At 71.9% G+C, this 21,652-nt stretch carries 19 protein-coding genes; 11 read left to right on the plus strand and 8 right to left on the minus strand.

The features are described from left to right. Positions 1-43: 43 nt before the first annotated feature. From OG202_RS27580 to OG202_RS27600, 5 genes are all read right to left on the minus strand, one after another. Positions 44-1,006 carry an alpha/beta fold hydrolase gene (locus tag OG202_RS27580; RefSeq protein WP_327728425.1) on the minus strand — a complete coding sequence of 321 codons (963 nt, stop codon included), beginning with the start codon at positions 1,004-1,006 and terminating at the stop codon, positions 44-46. After that, positions 1,003-1,482 carry a phage holin family protein gene (locus OG202_RS27585; RefSeq protein WP_326579594.1) on the minus strand — a complete coding sequence of 160 codons (480 nt, stop codon included), beginning with the start codon at positions 1,480-1,482 and terminating at the stop codon, positions 1,003-1,005. The genes OG202_RS27580 and OG202_RS27585 overlap by 4 nt, the downstream gene beginning before the upstream one ends. Positions 1,483-1,533: 51 nt before the next feature. Then, complete coding sequence (nhaA, locus tag OG202_RS27590) at positions 1,534-2,937, minus strand: Na+/H+ antiporter NhaA (protein WP_328223768.1); 1,404 nt, start codon at positions 2,935-2,937, stop codon at positions 1,534-1,536. Positions 2,938-3,092: 155 nt separating this feature from the next. Then, positions 3,093-5,051, minus strand: coding sequence for an acetate--CoA ligase (gene acs / locus OG202_RS27595; RefSeq protein ID WP_328223769.1), 1,959 nt, complete (start codon positions 5,049-5,051; stop codon positions 3,093-3,095). A gap of 170 nt (positions 5,052-5,221) precedes the next feature. After that, entirely contained in the window at positions 5,222-7,597 is a 2,376-nt protein-coding gene (locus tag OG202_RS27600) for a SulP family inorganic anion transporter (protein ID WP_328223770.1), read from the minus strand. 264 nt (positions 7,598-7,861) lie between these two features. Between OG202_RS27600 and OG202_RS27605 the strand changes: the two genes are divergently transcribed. Continuing rightward, on the plus strand, positions 7,862-9,169 hold the full coding sequence (locus OG202_RS27605; protein ID WP_328223771.1) for a hypothetical protein: 1,308 nt from the start codon (positions 7,862-7,864) through the stop codon (positions 9,167-9,169). 6 nt (positions 9,170-9,175) lie between these two features. On the opposite strand, the gene OG202_RS27610 is transcribed toward OG202_RS27605, so the two are convergent. Next, positions 9,176-10,156, minus strand: coding sequence for an ATP-binding protein (locus tag OG202_RS27610; protein ID WP_327728421.1), 981 nt, complete (start codon positions 10,154-10,156; stop codon positions 9,176-9,178). Between the two features lie 100 nt (positions 10,157-10,256). Here OG202_RS27610 and OG202_RS27615 point away from each other — a divergent pair, with 100 nt between their 5' ends. Beyond that, on the plus strand, positions 10,257-11,090 hold the full coding sequence (locus tag OG202_RS27615) for an oxidoreductase (RefSeq protein ID WP_326579584.1): 834 nt from the start codon (positions 10,257-10,259) through the stop codon (positions 11,088-11,090). A gap of 370 nt (positions 11,091-11,460) precedes the next feature. Here the strand turns inward: OG202_RS27615 and OG202_RS27620 are convergent, their stop codons facing one another. Beyond that, positions 11,461-12,285 carry an HAD family hydrolase gene (locus tag OG202_RS27620; RefSeq protein WP_326579582.1) on the minus strand — a complete coding sequence of 275 codons (825 nt, stop codon included), beginning with the start codon at positions 12,283-12,285 and terminating at the stop codon, positions 11,461-11,463. Between the two features lie 577 nt (positions 12,286-12,862). Between OG202_RS27620 and ssd the strand changes: the two genes are divergently transcribed. From ssd to OG202_RS27655, 7 genes are all read left to right on the plus strand, one after another. After that, complete coding sequence (gene ssd, locus OG202_RS27625) at positions 12,863-13,957, plus strand: septum site-determining protein Ssd (protein ID WP_326579580.1); 1,095 nt, start codon at positions 12,863-12,865, stop codon at positions 13,955-13,957. A gap of 85 nt (positions 13,958-14,042) precedes the next feature. Next, positions 14,043-15,245, plus strand: a complete 1,203-nt coding sequence (locus OG202_RS27630; RefSeq protein WP_327728420.1) for a TadA family conjugal transfer-associated ATPase — start codon at positions 14,043-14,045, stop codon at positions 15,243-15,245. A 62-nt stretch (positions 15,246-15,307) separates the two neighbouring features. Next, the gene (locus OG202_RS27635; RefSeq protein WP_405896084.1) at positions 15,308-16,099 is read left to right on the plus strand and encodes a type II secretion system F family protein; all 792 of its coding nucleotides are present in this window, start codon (positions 15,308-15,310) and stop codon (positions 16,097-16,099) included. Further along, positions 16,096-16,887, plus strand: coding sequence for a type II secretion system F family protein (locus tag OG202_RS27640; protein ID WP_326579574.1), 792 nt, complete (start codon positions 16,096-16,098; stop codon positions 16,885-16,887). The genes OG202_RS27635 and OG202_RS27640 overlap by 4 nt, the downstream gene beginning before the upstream one ends. Positions 16,888-16,996: 109 nt before the next feature. Next, complete coding sequence (locus OG202_RS27645) at positions 16,997-17,248, plus strand: DUF4244 domain-containing protein (protein ID WP_328223772.1); 252 nt, start codon at positions 16,997-16,999, stop codon at positions 17,246-17,248. Continuing rightward, positions 17,235-17,633, plus strand: coding sequence for a TadE family type IV pilus minor pilin (locus OG202_RS27650; protein WP_327728418.1), 399 nt, complete (start codon positions 17,235-17,237; stop codon positions 17,631-17,633). Before OG202_RS27645 ends, OG202_RS27650 begins: the two co-directional genes overlap by 14 nt. Further along, a complete protein-coding gene (locus tag OG202_RS27655; RefSeq protein WP_405895141.1) occupies positions 17,630-18,082 on the plus strand; it encodes an Rv3654c family TadE-like protein in 453 nt (150 codons plus the stop codon). The genes OG202_RS27650 and OG202_RS27655 overlap by 4 nt, the downstream gene beginning before the upstream one ends. Positions 18,083-18,136: 54 nt before the next feature. Here the strand turns inward: OG202_RS27655 and OG202_RS27660 are convergent, their stop codons facing one another. Beyond that, entirely contained in the window at positions 18,137-20,611 is a 2,475-nt protein-coding gene (locus OG202_RS27660; protein ID WP_327728417.1) for a DEAD/DEAH box helicase, read from the minus strand. Positions 20,612-20,694: 83 nt separating this feature from the next. Here OG202_RS27660 and bldG point away from each other — a divergent pair, with 83 nt between their 5' ends. Together bldG and OG202_RS27670 are read left to right on the plus strand one after the other, a co-directional pair. Continuing rightward, positions 20,695-21,036: an anti-sigma factor antagonist BldG gene (bldG, locus tag OG202_RS27665; protein WP_005475923.1), complete on the plus strand. Its 342-nt coding sequence runs from the start codon at positions 20,695-20,697 to the stop codon at positions 21,034-21,036. A gap of 108 nt (positions 21,037-21,144) precedes the next feature. Beyond that, entirely contained in the window at positions 21,145-21,579 is a 435-nt protein-coding gene (locus OG202_RS27670) for an ATP-binding protein (RefSeq protein WP_326579541.1), read from the plus strand. Positions 21,580-21,652 lie beyond the last annotated feature (73 nt).

Here is a 21,652-nt window from a genome sequence, read left to right on the forward strand (position 1 = left end):
GGAACAGGTGTTCACGTCCGGATAGCGGGCGACCTGGCCGGACTCACCGGTCGGGCTCGGGGTCCTTCAGCCAGTTGATGAGTTCGGCCGAGAACGCCACCGGGTCCTCCTCGTGCGGGAAGTGTCCCAGACCGTCGAACAGCCGCCAACGGTACGGCGCTTCGACGTACTCCCCGGACCCGGCCGCGCTGCGGGTGCGCATCACCGGGTCGAGTGAACCGTGCAGGTGAAGGGTGGGGACACGCACCGGGCGCTTCATCCGGCGGTTGAACTGGATGCCGTCCGGGCGGGCCATGGACCGCACCATCCACCGGTACGGCTCGATCGAGCAGTGCGCCGTCGACGGGATGCACATCGCCCGCTGATACGCCTCCACGGCCTCGTCGTCCGGCAGCCGCGGCCCCGACCACTCCCGGATCAGCCGGCCGACCAGGGCGCCGTCGTCGGCGGTGAGCTGCCGCTCGGGGATCCAGGGGCGCTGGAAGCCCCAGATGTAGGAGCCCGCGGACGTCTGCTTGACGTCGGAGAGCATGGCCGAGCGCCAGCGCCGCGGGTGCGGCATCGAGGAGACCGCGAGCCGCCGTACGAGCTTGGGGCGCATCACGGCCGCCGTCCACGCCAGATAGCCGCCGAGGTCGTGGCCGACCAGCGCGGCGTCGGGCTCGCCGAGAGACCGTACGACCCCGGTGATGTCGAGGGCGAGGTTCGCGGGGTCGTAACCCCGGGGTGTGCGGTCGCTGCCACCGACCCCGCGCAGGTCCATGGCCACGGCCCGGAAGCCCGCGTCGGCGAGGGCGACCAGCTGGTGCCGCCAGGTCCACCAGAACTGCGGGAAGCCGTGCAGCAGCAGCACCAGCGGCCCGTCGCCCACCTCGGCGATGTGGAAGCGCGCGCCGTTGGCGGCCACGTCCCGGTGGATCAGCTCCTTGGCTCCGGGCACGTCGAGCCGTACGGGAGACGCGGGCTGATTCGAGGGGGCGGCCGGGGTGGTCGCGGGGTCGGTCATGACGTCGAGCGTGCCACAGCCTCGACGGCGTCGTCGGCCGGGGCGGGCCGGCGGGGGTGGGGCTTGGCGTTCTGCAGCACGCCCGCCGTCTGCTTCATGGAGGCCGCGACCTTCTGCGGGCCCTTCCCCTTCTTGGCCTTCTTCGAGAAGGCGACGCCGATGACCGTCAGTACGAGGGCGACCACCACGTTCGCCGCGAACGACAGCAGGAAGCAGATCGCCAGGTTCCAGTCGCTCCAGGTGCGAATGCCGTAGGCCAGGGCGAAGCTGAGCATCGGCAGGGAGAAGAGCAGCACCGCGCCGGCCGCGGTGAACGCCCCGCCGCCGACCACGCCTCGCTTGACGTCCTGCCTGAGTTGGGCCTTGGCCAGCGCGATCTCGTCGTGCACCAGCGCGGACATCTCGGCCGTCGCCGAGGCGAACAACTGGCCGACACTGCGTTCGGCTCCGACCGGGCTGCCGTCGGGTGCGCTCATCGGGGTCTCCCTCATATGCGTTTGTACGGTCCTGTGTACGGTCCTGTCAGATCATGCCGGACCGTCGTCGCCGACGCCTGCCCCGCCCGCGACTTCGGCAAGCCTGCGATGTTCCGCGGCCTTGCGTTCGTAGATCTCGGCCATGCGCAGGTGGTACGCCGGGTCGTCCTGTTCGTAGATGTCGGGGATGCCGTCGAGGTCGTCGTCACGCTCCTCGGCGGCCCACAGAGCCTGGTACTTGGCGTTCCTCAGCTTCAACAGGACGGTCGCCAGGACCGCCGCGACGAGCGAACCGGTGAGGACGGCCGCCTTGACGCCGTCGGTGAGCACCCGGTCGCCCTCGAAGGCCAGTTCGCCGATGAGCAGCGACACGGTGAAGCCGATCCCGGCGAGGGAGGAGACCGCGAAGACGTCCGGCCAGGACAGGTCCTCGGAGAGCGAGGCCCGGGTGAAGCGGGCGGTCAGCCACGTCCCGCCGAAGATCCCGATCGCCTTGCCGACGACCAGTCCGAGCACCACTCCGAGCGTCTCCGGCTGTGTGAACACCCTTTCCAGCGAGCCGGCCGACACCGCGACACCCGCGCTGAAGAGGGCGAACAGTGGCACCGCGAGACCGGCCGACAGGGGCCGCACAAGGTGCTCGACGCGCTCGCCGGGGGAGTGCTCCTCGCCTGCGCGCCGGGTGCAGCGCAGCATCAGCCCCATCGCGACACCGGCGATGGTGGCGTGCACGCCGCTGTTGTACATGAGCCCCCAGACGACGAGCGCCAGCGGCACGTACACGTACCAGCCGCGCACGCCCTTCCTCAGCAGCAGCCAGAAGACGGCGAGACCGGCGAACGCGCCGCCGAGCGCGGCGAAGTCGAGGTCGTCGGTGAAGAACACCGCGATGATCAGGATCGCGCACAGGTCGTCGACGACGGCGAGGGTGAGCAGGAAGGCCCGCAGCGCGTTCGGCAGGGAGGTGCCGATGACGGCGAGCACCGCCAGCGCGAAGGCGATGTCGGTCGCGGTGGGCACCGCCCAGCCGGACAGGGAGCCGCCGCCGGTGAGGTTGGTGAGCACGTAGACGAGCGCCGGTACGGCCATGCCGCACAGCGCGGCCACCACGGGCAGCGCGGCCGTCCTGGGGTCCCGGAGGTCACCGGCGACCAGCTCGCGCTTGAGTTCGATGCCGGCGACGAAGAAGAACACCGCGAGGAGGCCGTCCGCCGCCCAGTGCGCCACGGACAGGTCGAGGCCGAGCGCTTCGGGGCCGAAGCGGAAGTGGCTGACGCTCTCGTAGCTGTCGTGCAGTGCGGGGACGTTGACCCAGACCAGCGCGGTGACGGCGGCCAGGAGCAGCAGCACACCGCCGACGGTCTCCGTGCGCAGCGCGTCCGCCACGAAGGTCCGCTCGGGCAGGGAGAGCCGGTCGAGAACCTTGCGGGTGGGGGTGGTGCGGGACGCGGCCACGATGGGGACCTCCGGTCGGTGGGCAGCATGGATCGCTTGCCGACCAGACTTCCCGGCGCACCTTTTTCTCACTTTAGCCAAGGGGCGCCCGGCGTGCTTCCCGCCGGGTGCCCCTTCACGGACGTACGCCCTCCCCTGGGGGGACGTACCCGATCTCAGTCCTCGCTCGGCGCCGCCGGCAGTTTGGCCTGGATCAGGTCCATCACCGTGGAGTCGGTCAGGGTCGTGACGTCACCGAGCTGCCGGTTCTCCGCCACGTCCCGCAGCAGTCGCCGCATGATCTTTCCGGAGCGGGTCTTCGGCAGTTCCTGCACCGGCAGGATCCGCTTCGGCTTGGCGATCGGGCCGAGGGTGGCGCCGACGTGGTTGCGGAGGTCGGCGACGAGGTTCTCGTCCTCGGCGTTCGCCGTACCACGCAGGATCACGAACGCGACGATCGCCTGACCGGTGGTCTCGTCGGCCGCGCCGACCACGGCCGCCTCTGCCACGGACGGGTGCGAGACGAGCGCGGACTCCACCTCGGTCGTCGAGATGTTGTGGCCCGACACGAGCATCACGTCGTCGACGCGCCCGAGGAGCCAGATGTCCCCGTCGTCGTCCTTCTTCGCCCCGTCACCGGCGAAGTACTTGCCCGCGAACCGCGACCAGTAGGTGTCCAGGAACCGCTGGTCGTCGCCCCAGATGGTGCGCAGCATCGACGGCCACGGCTCGGTGAGGACGAGATAGCCACCGCCGCCGTTCGGCACCTCGTTCGCCTCGTCGTCGACGACGGTCGCGCAGATGCCCGGCAGCGGAGTCTGCGCGGACCCCGGCTTGGTCGCCGTCACACCCGGCAGCGGCGAGATCATCATCGCGCCGGTCTCGGTCTGCCACCAGGTGTCCACGATCGGCGTCGCGTCGGCCCCGATGTGCTTGCGGTACCAGATCCACGCCTCGGGGTTGATGGGCTCACCGACGGACCCGAGGACGCGCAGGGAGGACAGGTCGAACTTCGCGGGGATGTCGTCGCCCCACTTCATGAACGTACGGATCGCCGTGGGCGCCGTGTAGAGGATCGTCACCCCGTACTTCTGCACGATCTCCCAGAACCGCCCCTGGTGCGGGGTGTCCGGCGTGCCCTCGTACATGACCTGCGTCGCGCCGTTCGCCAGCGGCCCGTAGACGATGTACGAGTGGCCGGTGACCCAGCCGACGTCGGCCGTGCACCAGTAGACGTCCGACTCCGGCTTGAGGTCGAAGACGGCGTGGTGGGTGTACGACGTCTGGGTGAGGTAGCCGCCGGAGGTGTGCAGGATGCCCTTGGGCTTACCCGTCGTGCCGGACGTGTACAGGATGAACAGCGGGTGCTCGGCCCCGAACGCCTGTGGGGTGTGCTCGGCGCTCTGCCGGTCGACGATCTCGTGCCACCACACGTCACGCGAGTCGTTCCACGCGACGTCCTGGCCGGTACGGCGGACGACGAGGACGTGCTCGACATTGCCGGCGCGGTCGGCCGCGTCGTCCACGGCCGGCTTGAGCGCGGACGGCTTGCCACGCCGGTAGCCGCCGTCGGAGGTGATGACCACCTTGGCGTCGGCGTCCTGGATACGGGTCGCGAGCGCGTCCGCGGAGAAGCCGCCGAACACGACGGAGTGCGCGGCGCCGATCCGGGCGCAGGCCAGCATCGCCACGGCCGTCTCCGGGATCATCGGCATATAGACCGCGACCCGGTCACCGGCCCGGACCCCCAACTCCAGCAGCGCGTTCGCGGCCTTGCTCACCTCGTCCTTCAACTCGGCGTAGGTGATGGCCCGGCTGTCCCCGGGCTCGCCCTCGAAGTGGATGGCGACCCGGTCGCCGTTCCCGGCCTCGACATGTCGGTCGACGCAGTTGTACGCGACGTTGAGCTCGCCGTCCTCGAACCATTTGGCGAACGGCGGGTTCGACCAGTCCAGCGTCTCGGTCGGCTCCTTGGCCCAGGTCAGCCGTCGGGCCTGAGCCGCCCAGAAGCCGAGCCTGTCAGCCCTGGCCTGCTCGTACGCCTCGGCCGTGACGTTGGCGTTCTCGGCCAGGTCAGCGGGCGGCGCGAAGCGGCGCTCCTCCTTCAAGAGGTTGGCCAGGCTTTCGTTGCTCACGACATCTCCCTTGCGGTGCTTTGCCGGGGCGACCGTTGTGTCCCAGGCCACAGCTCATCAGACCCGGACCCTCGATGACAAGGGCCTTCCTCGGATTGGTGTAGACCTGTGGGCGGGTGGCCCTGCGGGCAGGACGCCACCCGTTTCCACGGACCGGGACGGAGATCGGTTCACGCGCGCGTGTCGTGCAGGACCGTCCCGGTCGGGTCGGCCGCCCCGGCCGTACCGGAGACCTGATCGAAGACTCCGCTCTCGGGGGATCCCCCCGTGAGCAGGTACGCCTGTGCCTCGCCCACGTGGAAGTACATCCCGTGCAGTTCGAGCGCGCCCTCGCGCAGGGCGCGGGAGACGGACTCGTGGGCTCTCAGGTGTTCCAGCTGCTGGATGACGTTGGTCAGGCACAGCTGTTCGACGGCGTCGGCGGGTTCGCGGCCGGCGAGACGGGCCCAGGGGCGGTTCTTGTCGGTCGCGCGGTCCAGGCTGGGCCGGCCGTGCCGCAACCAGCGCTTGAGGGGAGTCTGCGCGCCGTGCGGGTCGGCCTTGAGCAGGGCCTGCATCGCTCCGCATCCGGAGTGCCCGCAGACCGTGATGGACCGCACGTGCAGCACGTCCACCGCGTACTCGATCGCGGCCGCCACCGAGTCGTCGCCGCTCTCCTCACCGGGCGGCGGCACGAGGTTGCCGACGTTGCGTACGACGAAGAGGTCACCGGGACCGCTGGAGGTGATCATCGATGTGACGAGCCGGGAGTCGGCGCAGGTCAGGAAGAGCTGCGAGGGCTGCTGCCCCTCGCGCGCGAGCCGGGCCAGCTCACCGCGGACCAGCGGAGCGGTGTTGCGCTGGAACGCGCTGATGCCGCGCGCCAGTTGATGGCTGTTCGGACCTTCGGCCGCCTCTTCCTGCGGGGTGCCCGCGGTCGGGGTGGCCGGGGCCTCGCACTGGTGGTTGCGCCACGGTGTCCAGGGCCGGCAGCGACAGCCGGCCGCCGAGGTGCTGGCGGGCTCGGCGATACGGGTGCCGGATCGGCCGGTGATCTCCACGGAGCCGCCGTGCGCGTGGTGCGCGTGCTGCCAGTCCTGCAGCGACTCGTACGCCGCGTGATCCATGAACGAGCCGTCCAGCTCCACCACGGCGGCGGCGCCTTGGGGGATCTGGTGCAGGGCGCGACTGAGACGGGGCACGGCGAGGAACGTCAACTGTCCTCGTACGTGGACGTGGTGGACTCCTTCCCTCTCCTCGTGGGTGATGCGGGTGCGGGTGAGGCGGTGCAGGGCGACGCCGACCGCCACGGCGATGCCGAGCGCGACGCCTTCCAGGACGCCGAGGACGATGACACCCAGGGTGGTGACGGCGTAGACCAGCACCTCGCGGTGGCGGGTGACCGTACGGATGTGGTGCAGGGACACCATCTGGATCCCGACGGCCATCACCAGGGCGGCGAGTGAGGCGAGGGGGATCAGCTCCAGGACGGGGACCAGGAGCAGTGCGGCCGCTACCACCCAAACGCCGTGCAGCATCGTGGAGTTCCGGCTGGTGGCGCCGGCTCGGACATTGGCCGTACTGCGGACGGCGACGCCGGCGATCGGCAGGCCGCCGAGGACGCCGGAGACGACATTGGCCGCGCCCTGGCCGCGCAGCTCGCGGTCGAGGTCGGAACGCCCCACGTCGGTCCGTCCCGCCGCCAGTTTGTCCATGGCGACGGCTCCGAGGAGCGACTGCACGCTGCACACCAGCGTGGTGGTGAGGACGGCCGCGACCAGGGCGAGCGCCGGCCCCTCGGGCACTCCGGCCAGGGCGTGGCTCCGCCACGACGGAAGGTCGACCCTGGGCAGGCTCAGCGCGGCGAGCACGGCCGCCGCGGTGGCGCCCGCGACGGCGACGAGGGCTGCCGGGATGATGCGCAGCTGTCGGCCGACGCGGCCGGGGAGCCGGGGCCAGGCGAGCAGTAGGACGAGGGTGAGCACGCTCACGGAGACGGCGGCGGGGTGCAGGTGCGCCAGCAGGGCGGGCAGGGCGCTGACGTTGGCGCTGACCGAGCTCTGCGGGGTGCCGCCGAGCACGATGTGGAGTTGGGCGACGGCGATGGTGACGCCGATGCCGGCGAGCATGCCGTGCACGATCGCCGGGCTGACGGCGAGCGCCGAGCGGGCCACGCGCAGGTGGGCCAGGCCCAGTTGGGCGAGGCCGGCGAGCACGGTGATGGCGCAGGTGGTGCGCCAGCCGTACTGGTGGATGAGGTCGGCGGTGACCACGGTGAGGCCGGCTGCCGGGCCGCTGACCTGGAGGGGGGAGCCGCCCAGGCGCCCGGCGACGAGGCCTCCGACGGCGGCGGCGACGAGGCCGGCCTGGAGCGGGGCGTCGGTGGCGAGGGCGATGCCCAGGGACAGGGGGAGAGCGATCAGGAAGACCGCGAGGGAGGCGGACAGATCGGCGGCCGAGACACGGAACCGGCGACGCGGTCCCTTCGGCGGACTGTGCGGCTGGTGATCACCCTCCGTCCGGTTCGAGTCCGGGTCGATGGCATGGGTGGGGACGCAGGCGGACATGTTCTCCCGTCTCCTCCGGGGCTGCGCGGTCGCGTCGGTTCGCGGCCGTGGGGCACGGCGTACAGCGGCGGGATTTCTCAACGCTCAGTAAACGAATCGTAATGCAGGGTAAAGGATGTGCAAGAACATAAGCGGCAAATAGGTCATTAGATCACTCGTGGGGGTGAATGAAGCTTTTCATCGGCTTGTCGTATTAATCATGATCGGAACTCTGTGTGACCTTGGCCGCTCTGCCCCTGAGCGAAGGAAGAAGGTGGGCGGAACATGGCCGTCACCCAGAGGATCGCCGCCGGTGCCGCACTCGCCGCGACCTGCGCCGCGGCGCTCGCCGGATGCGGGATCGGTGAGCCGACCGGAACCGTCGGCCCGCCCGGCGCGAACAAGACGGAGAAAGCGGGCGGGCGGGGCGTGGCCGCCACGAAAGGGGGCGCGCCGGCGCCGCCCAAGACCGCGGTCCGCGTGATCGGCGACGGCTCCACCGCGTACACCGGTGTGCAGCCGCACCTGCCCAGGCCCGAACGGTTGAAGCCCGGTCAGAAACCCCCGCAGTTCGTTGTCTTCTCCTGGGACGGCGCCGGGGAGGACGGTCAGCGGCTCTTCTCGCACTTCCGCAAGGTGGCACGGGCCAACGACGCGACCATGACGTACTTCCTGAGCGGCGTGTACCTGCTGCCGGAGGAGAAGCGGGACCTGTACCGCCCGCCCCAGCACTCACCGGGCCGCTCGGACATCGGCTTCAACGACATCCGTGGAATCGAGGACACCGTGGACCAGCTGCGCGGCGCGTGGCTGGAGGGCGACGAGATCGGCACGCACTTCAACGGTCACTTCTGCGGCCCCGGCGGCGGGGTCGGCGAGTGGTCGGTCGAGGAGTGGAAGAGCGAGATCGCCCAGGCCAAGTCGTTCGTGAAGGCGTGGAAGACCAACATCGGCACGGAGAAGGCCGAGCCGCTGCCCTTCGACTACGACAAGGAGCTGATCGGCGCCCGCACACCCTGCCTGGAAGGCCGGCCGAACTTCCTGCGGGCCGCCCGCGAACTGGGCTTCCGCTACGACACCAGCGGCGTCAGGAACCAGGTCTGGCCCGAGAAGCAGGACGGGTTGTGGGACCTGTCGATGCAGCTCGTCCCCGTCCCCGGGCGGGACTTCGAGACGCTGACCATGGACTACAACTTCTACGTGAACCAGTCCGGGGCCCGGGCGGGTGCTTCGGCCAAGCGGGAGCACTGGGGCGACCAGTTCCGTGACGGTCTGCTCGCGGGCTTCGAGCGCGCCTACGAGGGCAACCGTGCGCCCCTGATCATCGGCAACCACTTCGAGTCCTGGAACGGCGGCGTCTACATGCGTGCCGTCGAGGAGACCGTCGAGGCGGTCTGTGGCAAGGCCGAGGTGCGCTGCGTCTCCTTCCGGCAACTCGCCGACTGGCTCGACGCCCAGGACCCGAAGGTCCTGGACAGGCTGCGCACCCTGGGGGTCGGTGAGTCCCCGAAGACGGGATGGGGGTCCTTCCTCTCCGGCGGACCGGCACCGGCCCCGAAGGGAGTCCCCGGGGCTCCGGCGGCCAAGCCGTAGCCGCTCTCACACGGCGGCGGTGGTCCTTTCGCCGAGCACGAACTCGGGGTCGATCTGCGCGGCCAGATCGGCCCCGGTCCGTTCGTTGCCCCAACTGGTCGCGTTCTTCAGGTGGAAGTGCGCCATCTGGCGGGTGTAACGCTCCCAGTCGCGCAGCTCGTACGTGGCGTCGGCGGCGTCGTGAAGGGCGCGCAGGGACTGGCGGTTGGTCTCCTCCAGGTGCTCGAAGCGGGGCGGACGGCCCTTCTCCAGGGCGCGTACCCAGTCCGAGTGCCCGATGGTGACCAGTAGGTCGTCCCCGACCTCGGCGTGGAGGAAGTCGAGGTCGTCGTCGCCCCGCACCTTGTTGCCGACGACCTTCAGGGCGACGCCGTAGTCACTGGCGTACTCCTTGTACTGGCGGTAGACGGAGACCCCCCTCCGGGTGGGCTCGGCGACGAGGAACGTCATGTCGAAGCGGGTGAACATGCCGGACGCGAAGGAGTCGGAACCGGCCGTCATGTCGACCACCACGTACTCGTCGCGGCCGTCCACCAGATGGTTCAGGAACAGCTCCACCGCTCCCGTCTTGGAGTGGTAGCAGGCGACGCCCAGGTCGGCGTCGGTGAAGGGGCCGGTGACCATCAGACGGACGGCGCCGCCGTCGAGTTCCACCGGGCGGGCGCAGGCGTCGTAGATCGCGTTGGGCTCGCAGATCCGCACCAGGCGGGAGCCGTCGCCGGGCGGGGTGGTCTTGATCATCGTCTCGGCGGAGGTGATCCGCGGGTTGGAGCCGCGCAGATGGTTCTTGATCAGCGGCAACCGGTCGCCCATCGCTGGCAGCTCGGCGGCCTCCGACTCGTCGAGGCCGAGAGCGGCGCCCAGGTGCTGGTTGATGTCGGCGTCGACGGCGACGACCGGCCTTCCGGAGGCGGCGAGATGGCGGATGAACAGGGAGGACAGCGTGGTCTTGCCACTCCCGCCCTTCCCGACGAAAGCAATTTTCATGTTCACTAACGGTAGTGGGGTGAGCGCCAAGGGTGCTCACGCGACGGTGGAAGACCACTCCTTCGAGGGGTTGGCCGCTGGTGCGCGTAGGGTCGTACTCATGAGTACGACAGGTGCGGCCGCCGATCCGCTCGCGGCCCTGGGAGAGCTTCCCGGTGTGGCCGAGTCCGTGGAGTCCGTGCGCAAGGCCGTGGACCGGGTCTACGGCCACCGCGTCATGCGGCGCCGCAGCCACGCGGTCACCTCCGAGGCGGCCCTGCGCGGCGCACGCGGCTCGGCGGCGCTCTCCGGTGCGGACTGGGCCCTGGAAGAGGTGCGTCGTCGTACGGACTTCAGCGGCCAGGACGGCGACGACGAGGCCCGCGCCGTGGGTGCCGCGCTGAGACTCACCGCCGAGGCGGGCCAGTTGCTGTCCATCTGGCGGCAGTCGCCCCTGCGGGTGCTGGCCCGGCTGCATCTGGTGGCGGCCGGTCGTGACGACGCGCGCGTGGGACGGCCCCGACAGGACGGGGAGCCCGTCGACGAGCCCCTCGTAGAGCTGCCTCTGCCGGGCGCCACCGAGGTCGCCGGCCGTCTCGACGGCCTTTCCGAGCTGATCATCAAGGGCAGTTCGGCCCCCGCCCTGGTGACCGCGGCCGTCGTCCACGGCGAACTGCTCGCCCTGCGCCCCTTCGGTTTCCACAACGGCCTCGTCGCGCGCGCGGCCGAACGGATCGTCCTGATCGGCAGCGGTCTCGACCCCAAGTCGGTCTGCCCGGCGGAGGTCGGTCACGCGGAACTCGGCCGCGCCGGCTACCTTGCCGCCCTCGACGGCTATGTCTCCGGCACTCCGGAGGGCATGGCCGCCTGGATCGCCCACTGCGGCCGGGCGATCGAACTGGGCGCACGCGAGTCGACGGCGGTGTGCGAGGCGCTGCAGCGCGGGGCGGCGTAGAGGCCCTGGATTCGGGCGGCGGACAACCCCCGGAAAAGGGATGCGGCGGTACGAGAATTCGTACCGCCGCTGGCATGTTCACCCGGTTACCAAGCGTCCTCGATATGTGCCCATCAGGCCGGGAACTTGGCCCGTGACCTGGTGCGGCTGGCCCGTAATCGACGGGTCGACGTCGCGTGGGTGCCCGGTGTTCATGCTAGGTCCGTGGGGCCAAAATGAGTTATTAAAGGTGATCCTCTCGGATGTCCTTTGGTCTCGCGGGCCTTGAATCCTTTCTACTCCAGGACCGGGGCAAGCGGAACCCCTCGTTGTGCTTCTTTACTTTTAGGTTCAAAGAGGGTGAATCGGCTGCCGGTGTGCGGACCGCAGGTCAGGCGGTCGCCACCCGGCGTCGGCTCGTGTACCAGACGAGCCCCGCGGTGGCCGCCGCGGCGCCTATCGCCGCGGCCGCGAGGAGGGCGGGCCGCGGCCGCACGGCCAGGCGCTGCTTGAGGCGCACCGGTCGGTGGAAGTCGAGGATGGGCCACCCGCGCGCGAGGGCCTCCTTGCGCAGTGTCCGGTCCGGGTTCACCGCGTGCGGGTGGCCCACGGCCTCCAGCATCGGCAGGTCGGTCGCCGAGTCGCTGTACGCGTAGCAGTTCGCGAGGTCGTACTCCTCGGACTCGGCCAGCTCCCGGATCGCCTCGGCCTTCGTCGGTCCGTAGGCGTAGTACTCCACCTCGCCGGTGAAGCAGCCGTCGTCGCCGACGACCATCCGGGTCGCCACCACCCGGTCCGCGCCGAGGAGTTCACCGATGGGTTCGACCACCTCGGCTCCGGAGGTGGAGACGATGACGACGTCCCGCCCGGCGACGTGGTGCTCCTCGATGAGGGAGGCGGCCTCGTCGTAGATGATCGGGTCGATCAGGTCGTGCAGGGTCTCGGCGACGATGTCCTTCACCTGTTGGACGTTCCAGCCCCGGCACAGCGCGGACAGATACTTCCGCATCCGTTCCATCTGGTCGTGGTCGGCGCCGCCCGCGAGGAACACGAACTGGGTGTACGCCGTCCGCAAGGCGGCCCTGCGGTTGATCAGGCCGCCTTGGTAGAACGACTTGCTGAACGTGAGCGTGCTCGACTTCGCAATGACCGTCTTGTCCAGGTCAAAGAAGGCCGCTGTGCGGGGCAGGGAGTGGTTTTCCACGGGCCCGAGCATATGCGCCCGCCATTCGGGCTAGTGTGGGGCGCGTGGGTTTGCCTGAGAGGCCTCTCGGGTACACCATGGAAGTCACGGATCGTTCGCGACCGTGCTAACGCGGTCCGGCTCCTCCCCCCCCCCCGAGTCGGCCGTGAAGACGACCCCCACTCTCCCCCCCGGTGGGGGTCGTCGCATGTCCGGGTGCGTTTTCCCCTCTCCTCCCCAGCCCGCGAGGCGCTTTCGCGCCCTCGTGGGCTTTCCTCTGCCCCGGCACAGGATCCGTCACCGTCCGTAGCCGCCGGGCTGCGCTGCGGGAGTCGCACAGGAGTCGCCTGTTCGGGTGATGGCGATATTCACAAGCGCCGAGTTGTCCACAGTTATCGACCAAGATCCACACGATTTCCGAGATCGCCGCACCGTGATTCCAGCGCGTCCCGACGGCGGCCGGTTCATGGCCGGTTCCGTTTCCGGGACGCGTACGACCGGTTTCCGTCGGCGCCCCTATGGCGGCCGATCGCCGGTTCTACACACAGGACTTGAACAGGGGCGCCCGGAGCCGGGCGCCCCTGGGGAAGCAGCGAGGGGGCTGGAGATCGTGGCGGGAGCCATCACCAACGACCGGCCGTCCGCCGCCGAGGGGCGGCAGGGCAGGCCGTTGATCGTCACCGAGAACGTGGAACTGCTGGACGACCTGCTGCGCCTGTGCGCCGCCGCGGGCGCCCGGCCGGAGGTCCACCACGGCGTGCCGGAGGGCCGGGGCCGGTGGGAGACGGCGCCGCTCGTGCTCGTCGGGGACGACGCGGCGCGGCGGCTGCGCGGGGCCGCGCGCAGACGAGGAGTGGTGCTCGTCGGCAAGGACCAGGACGACTCCGGGGTGTGGCAGCGGGCCGTGGAGATCGGCGCCGACCACGTCCTGATGCTGCCGGACGGCGAGCAGTGGCTCGTCGACCGCATCGCCGACGTGGCGGAAGGCGTCGGCAGGCCCGCGCTCACCGTCGGCGTGATCGGCGGCCGAGGCGGCGCGGGGGCGTCCACACTGGCCTGCGCGCTCGCCGTCACCTCCGCGCGACAGGGCACGCGCACGCTCCTCGTGGACGCCGATCCCCTGGGTGGCGGCCTGGACGTGCTCCTCGGCGGCGAAAGCGCCGACGGGCTGCGCTGGCCTGCCTTCGCCGCCTCGCGTGGCCGGGTCGGCGGGGGCGCCCTGGAGGAGTCGCTCCCCGAGCTGCACTCCCTGCGCGTCCTCAGCTGGGACCGGGGCGATGCCGTGGCCGTCCCGCCCCAGGCCGTCCGCGCGGTCCTCGCGGCGGGCCGGCGGCGCGGCGGCGCGGTCGTCGTGGACCTGCCGCGCCGTATCGACGAAGGCGTCGCCGAGGCCCTCGCCCAGCTGGACCTGGGTCTCCTGGTCGTCCCCGCCGAGCTGCGCGCCGTCGCCGCCGCCTCCCGGGTCGCCTCCGCCTTCGGCATGGTCCTGCGCGACCTCCGCGTCGCGGTCCGCGGTCCGTACGCCCCCGGCCTCGACGACCACGAGGTGGCCCGTCTGCTGGGGCTGCCGCTCGCGGGCGAAGTACCCACCGAGGCCGGGCTGCCGGACGGCGGCAAACCACCGGGAGGCATCCCACGCGGACCACTCGCCCGGTTCTGCGAAGGCTTCTGGGAGCGGGTCGCGGTCAGGGGTGAGGCGGCGTGAACCGGGTGCCTCAGGACGGGCTGCCGGGCGGGCAGCCGTTGGGCCCCGGGAGCAGCGGGCGGTCCCTGAACGGGGGCGGGGCCGCATGAACGGGATGCCCCATGACGGTCTGTTGGACGGGGTGCGCCAGTGGCTCGTCGAGAGCGGGGCCGAGCCGACGCCCGCGCGGGTGGCGCAGGCGCTGCGGGAGCGGGGGCGGGTGCTCGGGGACGCCGAGGTGCTCGGGGCGGCCGAGCGGTTGCGGTCGGAGTTGGTGGGGAGCGGGCCGCTGGAGCCACTGCTCGCCGACCCGTCGGTCACCGATGTGCTGGTGTCGGCGCCCGACCGGGTGTGGGTGGACCGGGGCGGTGGCCTGGAACTGACCGGGATCTCCTTCCCCGACGCGGCCGCCGTACGACGGCTCGCGCAGCGCCTGGCGGCCGTCGCCGGACGCCGGCTGGACGACGCCCGGCCGTGGGTGGACGCCCGGCTCCCGGACGGCACCCGGCTCCACGCGGTGCTCCCACCGGTGGCCGTCGGCTCCACCTGCCTGTCCCTGCGGGTCGTACGGCCCCGTGCCTTCACCCTCGCCGAACTGGCGGCGGCGGGCACGGTGCCGCCCGGCGGCGACCGCGTCCTGCGAGCACTGATCCGCTCCCGGTCGTCGTACGTCATCAGCGGCGGGACCGGGACCGGCAAGACCACGCTTCTGAGCGCGCTGCTCGGCCTGGTCGACCCCGGCGAACGGATCGTGCTGGCCGAGGACTCGGCGGAGCTGCGGCCCGACCACCCACATGTGGTGCGGCTGGAGGGCAGACCGGCCAACCAGGAGGGCGTGGGTCTCGTGGAGCTCCAGGACCTGGTGCGCCAGGCGCTGCGGATGCGCCCGGACCGGCTGGTGGTCGGAGAGGTGCGGGGACCCGAGGTCGTGTCGTTGCTGGCCGCGCTGAACACCGGCCACGAGGGCGGCTGCGGGACGCTCCACGCCAACGCCGCGGGACAGGTGCCGGCCCGTCTGGAGGCCCTCGGTACGGCCGCGGGGCTCGACCGGGCCGCGCTGCACAGCCAGTTGGCGGCCGCGCTGTCGGTGGTCCTGCACCTCGTACGGGATCGGGACGGACGACGGCGGATCGCCGAGGTGCATGTGCTGGAACGGGACGGGTCGGGGCTGGTGGTGACCGTGCCGGCGCTCCGCTGGGGCGAGGCGGCGTTCGTGTACGAGCGGGGCTGGGAGCGGCTGCGGGGGCTGCTTCGGGACGGGCTGCAGAGCCGGGGCGACAGCCTTCTGGAAGGGAGTGAGCGGCGGTGACGGGGGTCGGAGAGGTGTCGGTCGGGGTGGTGGCCGTGACATGCGCCGGGGCGGCGGCCTGGATGGCGGGTGACGGGCGGGGCGCCGGGGTTCGGCGGGCGCGGTTGTTGCTGGCCGGTGGCGGGGCTGTGGGGCCGCCCCGCTGGGAACGGGTGGTCGGCAGGGTGCGGGGGCTGGGAGCCGAGTGGTGGGCGCCCGTGGCCGGGTCGGTGATCGCGGTGCTGGGGGCGTCGGTGCTGCCGGCCCTCGCGGGAGCGGCCGGGGTGCCGTTGCTGAGGCGGGTTCGGCGGGCGGCGGAGGAGCGCGGGGCCCGGGAGCGGCGGGGCGACGCCGTGGTCGCGCTGTGCGCGGCGCTCGCCGGGGAGGCACGGGCCGGGCGGCAGCCGGGTGAGGCGTTGTCGCGGGCCGCGAGGGACTCCGGCGGGCTCGGCGAGGCGCGAGCCGTGGTGCTGGCGGCGGCGCGGTTCGGCGGGGACGTACCGGGGGCCCTGGCGGCCGCGGCACGGCAGCCGGGCGCCGACGGGCTGCTGGGGCTCGCCGCGTGCTGGCGGGTGGCCGTGGACCGGGGTGCGGGCCTCGCCGCCGGGCTCGACCGGCTGGAGGGCGCCCTGCGCGCCGAGCGGGATCAGCGGGCCGACCTGCGCGCCCAGTTGGCCGGCGCCCGGTCGACGGCGGTGATGCTCGCCGGCCTGCCGGTCCTGGGGCTCCTGCTGGGCACCGCGCTCGGCGCGAACCCCCTGCACGTGGTGCTGCACAGCACGGCGGGGCTGGGCTGTCTGCTCGTCGGCGCGGTGCTGGAGGGTGCCGGGCTGTGGTGGGCGCTGCGGATCGTGCGGGGAGCTGAGGCGGCGTGAGCGGGGAGGTTGTCCACAGGCTGGGGGTGGCCCTCTGCGTGGTCGTGGGACTGTGGTGGCCGGCCCGGTCGCTCGACACCGCGCGACGCCGACGAAGGCTGCGCGCCCGGCTGGCCACCGTGCTCGTCCTGGCGGCCGAGCCGCCCCGGCGGAACCTCGTGTCACGGGGCGCCGTACGGCGATGGCTGCCGGTCGCCGGGGTGGTCGGCGCCGGGTGGGTGCTCGTCGGTGGCCTTCCGGGCCTGCTGCTGGGGCTGGCCGTCGGCGTCGGGGCCTGGCAGTGGCTCCGGAGGGCCCGGCGCCTGGGCGGCGACCCGGCAGAGGCGTACGACGTCGCGGCAGCCGCACGCCAGCTGCCTCTCGCCGCCGATCTGCTCGCCGCCTGCATCACGGCCGGGGCGAGCCCCGTGGCGGCCGCGCAGGCCGTGGGCGAGGCCCTGGGCGGCCCGGTGGGCGAGAGGCTGGCCAGGGGCGCGGCAGAGGCCCGGCTCGGAGGTGAACCGGCCGAGGCTTGGCGCTCGTTGGCGGCCCTCCCCGGAGCCGGAGCGCTGGCAAGGCTCCTGGAACGCGCCGACGAGTCCGGCGTACCGGCCGCCTCCCCTGTCGCCCGCCTCGCCGCCGAGGCCCGCGCCGAATGGGGCCGTTCGGCGACGGAGCGGGCACGCCGGGCCGCCGTGATGGTCACCGCACCGGTCGGCCTGTGCTTTCTGCCCGCCTTCATCGCCGTGGGCGTGCTGCCGGTGGTCATCGGGCTGGCGGACGGGTTGTTGGGAGGGGGTGGGGGATGACGGGGCGGACTTGAGCGGGCGGTGAGCGGGCCGACCGGCGGTGAAGAGCAAGTAGTGATCAGTGATCAGTGATCGACAGTCGATGCAACAGAGCCTCACGGGGGTTGAGATGTCCAAGGCAGTGCAGGCAGTAACGGCAGTGCAGGCAGCGCGGGAAGCGGTGCGGGTTCGGGTGGTGCGGGCCGTGGTGTGCCGGGCGCGGGCGGCGCGGAGGGACGCGGGGATGGTGACCTCCGAGTACGCGGTGGGGATCATCGCGGCGGTGGCCTTCGCCGCGGTGCTCTACAAGGTGGTGACCAGCGGGCAGGTCCAGGCGGAGCTGCAGCAGATCGTCGGGCGGGCCCTCAATGGCGGGGCGTGAGCCAGGCCGGCCACGGCGGCGGCGCAGGGTGCTGGGCGGCGACGGTGGGTTCGTGACGGCCGAGGCGGCCATGGTCCTGCCCGTGCTGCTCCTGTTCGCGACGGCGCTGGTGTGGGCCCTGTTCGCCGCCTGCGCGCAGATCCAGGTCGTGGACGCCGCCCGGGCCGGTGCCCGTGCGGCAGCCCGGCAGGACCCGCCTGCCGCGGTCGTGGCGGCGGCCCGGAAGACGGCGCCGGACGGGGCGGAGGTGAGCGTGGGCCGGGAGGGTGACTTCGTACGCGTCGTGGTCTCGGCCCCGGCGCCGGGCCCGGACGGACTGGGCCTCGATCTCGGTCATACGGCCGTGGCGCTGGCGGAGGAGACGGTCGGGGAGGGGGCCGGGTGACCGCGTTCTCGTGGTCCGGCGGGCGGCTGCGGGTCACCCGTTCGGCCAGCGCGGCCAACTCGGCCAGCGCGGCTGGTTCGGCTGGTTCGGACAGAGGGTCCGCGACCGTCTGGGCCGTCGGGGCGATCGCGGTGTTGTGCGCCGTGTTCGGGGCCGTACTCGCGCTGGGGCAGGTCGTCGTGATCCGGCATCAGGCGGAGGCGACGGCCGACCTCGCGGCTCTCGCCGCCGCCGATCACTGGATGAAGGGCGACGAGGGGGCCTGTGCGACGGCGGAACGGGTGGCAAGGGCACAGGGCGGCCGCCTCGTGCTCTGCGAGGTCGAGGGAGAGATCTCCGATGTCACGGCGGCCTCGGGCATGGGCCCACTGACCGCCGAGTCCAGGGCACGGGCGGGCCCGCCGGGGCCGGCGGCCGTCCCCGAACCCCGAGATGCCTTCGGGCCCTAGTGAGCTGGTCCGGAGATCCTGCCGCTACTGCGACAGGATCTCCGGACCAGCTCACTAGGCCGCCCGGTCCGCCGGCGGAGCGTCGGGTGCTGTCCGCAACAGCTCGGTCAGCAGCCGCACGGCCCCCCGTTTGTGCAGCGGGTCGTTGCCGTTGCCGCACTTGGGGGACTGGATGCAGGACGGGCAGCCGGCGTCGCACTCGCAGGAGGCGATGGCCTGGCGGGTGGCGGTGAGCCAGGCGCGGGCGGTGTGGAAGGCGCGCTCGGCGAAGCCCGCACCGCCGGGGTGGCCGTCGTAGACGAAGACCGTCGGGAGCAGTGTGTCCGGGTGGAGCGGGACCGAGACGCCGCCGATGTCCCAGCGGTCGCAGGTCGCGAAGAGGGGCAGCATGCCGATCGAGGCGTGTTCGGCGGCGTGCAGGGCGCCGCCGAGGATCTCGGGGTTGATCCGGGCCGTGTCCAGCTGGTCCTCGGTGACGGTCCACCACACGGCGCGGGTGCGCAGCGTACGAGGGGGGAGATCGAGTTTGGACTCGCCGAGCACCTCTCCGGTGATGAGGCGGCGGCGGAGGAAGGAGACGACCTGGTTGGTGACTTCGACGGAGCCGTAGCACAACCGGCCGTCGCCCCAGGGGACTTCGGTGTCGGTCTCCAGGACGGAGATGGAGGTGGTGTCGCGGGCGACCGTGGAATAGGGCGGGTCGGCCTGTTCGACGAGGGCGACGGAGTCCTCCAGGTCCAGTTCGCGCACCAGGTACGTACGGCCCTGGTGCAGATGGACCGCGCCCTCGTGGACGGAGGTGTGGGCGGCGCCCGCGTCGACCGTGCCGAGGAGCCGGCCCGTGCCGGTCTCGACGATCTGGACGGGGCGGCCGCCCTGGCCCCGGATGTCGGTCAGGTCGGCGGCCCGCTCGCGGCGCGTCCAATGCCAGGCTTTGGCCCGGCGGCGGAGCAGCTTCGCGGCCTCCAGTTGTGGCAGCAGTTCCTCGCAGGCCGGGCCGAACAGGCCGAGGTCCTCGTCCGTCAGGGGCAGTTCCGCGGCGGCGGCGCAGAGGTGCGGGGCGAGGACGTACGGGTTGTCGGGGTCGAGGACGGTCGATTCCACCGGCTGGTCGAACAGGGCCTCCGGATGGTGGACCAGGAAGGTGTCCAGCGGGTCGTCGCGGGCCACGAGGATGGCGAGGGCGCCCTGGCCGGAGCGTCCGGCGCGGCCGGCCTGCTGCCACAGGGAGGCGCGGGTGCCCGGGTAGCCGGCGATGAGGACGGCGTCCAGGCCGGAGATGTCGACGCCGAGTTCGAGGGCGGTGGTGGCGGCGAGGCCGAGGAGTTCGCCGGAGTGGAGGGCGCGTTCGAGGGCGCGGCGTTCCTCGGGGAGGTAGCCGCCGCGGTAGGCGGCGACACGCCGGGCGAGGGAGCGGTCGACCTCGGCCAGACGTTCCTGGGCGATCACGGAGATCAGCTCGGCGCCGCGCCGGGAGCGTACGAAGGCGACCGAGCGGACGCCCTGGACGGTCAGGTCGGTGAGGAGGTCGGCGGTCTCGGCGGTGGCCGTGCGGCGGACGGGGGCGCCCTTCTCGCCGTGCAGATCGGTGAGCGGGGGCTCCCAGAGGGCGAACACCAGTTCGCCGCGGGGTGAGGCGTCGTCCGCGACCTCGGTGACGGGGACGCCGGTGAGGCGGCGGGCGGCGACCGAGGGTTCGGCGGCGGTGGCGGAGGCGAGCAGGAAGACGGGTTCGGCGCCGTAGCGGGCGCACAGGCGGCGCAGGCGCCGGAGCACCTGGGCGACATGGGAGCCGAAGACGCCGCGGTAGGTGTGGCACTCATCGATGACGACGTACTTGAGGGCGCGCAGGAAGGAGGCCCAGCGGGGGTGGGAGGGGAGGATGCCGCGGTGCAGCATGTCGGGGTTGGTGAGGACGTAGTTGGCGTACTGGCGGACCCACTCGCGTTCCTCGACGGGGGTGTCGCCGTCGTACACGGCCGGGCGTACGGCGTTTCCGAGAGGTTGTGAAAGTTCCTTCACGGATCGGCGCTGATCCGCTGCGAGGGCCTTGGTGGGGGCCAGGTAGAGCGTGGTCGCCCCACGGCCGTTCGGGGCCTCGGAGCCGTCCAGGAGGCGCGACAGGACCGGGACGAGATACGCCAGGGACTTGCCGGAGGCGGTTCCGGTGGAGACGACGACCGATTCGCCGTCCAGCGCGTGCTCGGCGACGCGTGCCTGGTGGGCCCAGGGATGTTCGATTCCCGCGGCCTGCACGGCGGCGACGACCTCCGACCGGATCCGGTCGGGCCAGACGGCATGGCGGCCCGCGCGCGGGGGCACATGCTCCGTATGAGTGATGCGCGAAGCCCGGCTCGGCCCCGAGGCGAGCCGGTCCAGGACCGTGCTCGGCGAGGGGCTGGAAGCGGTGTCCGTCGGGGATCGATCGGATCGGTGATTCTTGGCCATCGGCATCGAGTGTGTCACCGGCGTGACGGACAATGGAGCCAAGGCGTCGTGCACGCCTGCCGGTAAGTGATTGAATGCCATCGCGGCTGGCGAACCGTCCCGGGGGCTTTCAAGCCGAGGTGTCCCGAGGGGCGAACGCTCGATAGCAAGGTGCTGGAGGATCCGTGGACCTGTCCCTGTCGACCCGTACCGTCGGCGATCGTACGGTCGTCGAGGTCGGTGGCGAAATCGACGTTTATACCGCGCCCAAGCTGCGTGAGCAGCTGGTCGAGCTGGTCAACGACGGGAGTTTTCACCTCGTCGTGGACATGGAGGGCGTCGACTTCCTCGACTCCACCGGGCTCGGCGTGCTGGTGGGCGGCCTGAAGCGCGTACGGGCCCATGAGGGCTCGCTGCGTCTGGTGTGCAACCAGGAGCGGATTTTGAAGATCTTCCGCATCACCGGTCTGACCAAGGTGTTCCCGATTCACACCTCGGTCGACGAAGCGGTGGCAGCCACCGACTGATCGCGCCCGCCCGGGCCCAGCGTCCGGAACGGCGAGAGACAAGTGAGGGGGGACCGGGCCCGTGGGCCCGGCCCTTCGACAGCACGCCCGTAGTTCCGAGGGGGATGCATGGCCACCGTTGAACTCCGCTTCAGCGCGCTGCCCGAGCACGTCCGGACCGCCCGACTGGTGGCGGCAGCGGTGGCGCGCAGGGCCGGAGTGGACGAGGCCGTCCTCGACGAGGTCAGGTTGGCCGTCGGCGAGGCGTGCACCCGTGCCGTCGGACTGCATCAGAGCAGTGGCATCTCGGCGCCGGTGCGGGTGTTGCTGATCGAGGAGGAGAAGCAGTTCTCCATCGAGGTCGGCGACGAGGCGCCGCACGCCGTCCCCGGTGGCGATCCATCGGGCGCCGGCGGTGAGGCGGACGCCGAGATCGAGGAGGACGACATGGGCCTCGCGGTCATCAGCGGCCTCGTCGACGACGTGGAGGTCACCGCCGGGGAGAACGGCGGACTGATCCGCATGACCTGGCCGACGACGCCGTCGATCGTGGTCGTGCCCTGATCCTCACAACTTCAAGTAGTACCGCGAGGGCCCTGCTGAGCAGGGCCCTTCGTGTTTGTTGGGCATTTATTCC

This window comes from Streptomyces sp. NBC_00310, from assembly GCF_036208085.1.
Classification (GTDB): domain Bacteria; phylum Actinomycetota; class Actinomycetes; order Streptomycetales; family Streptomycetaceae; genus Streptomyces.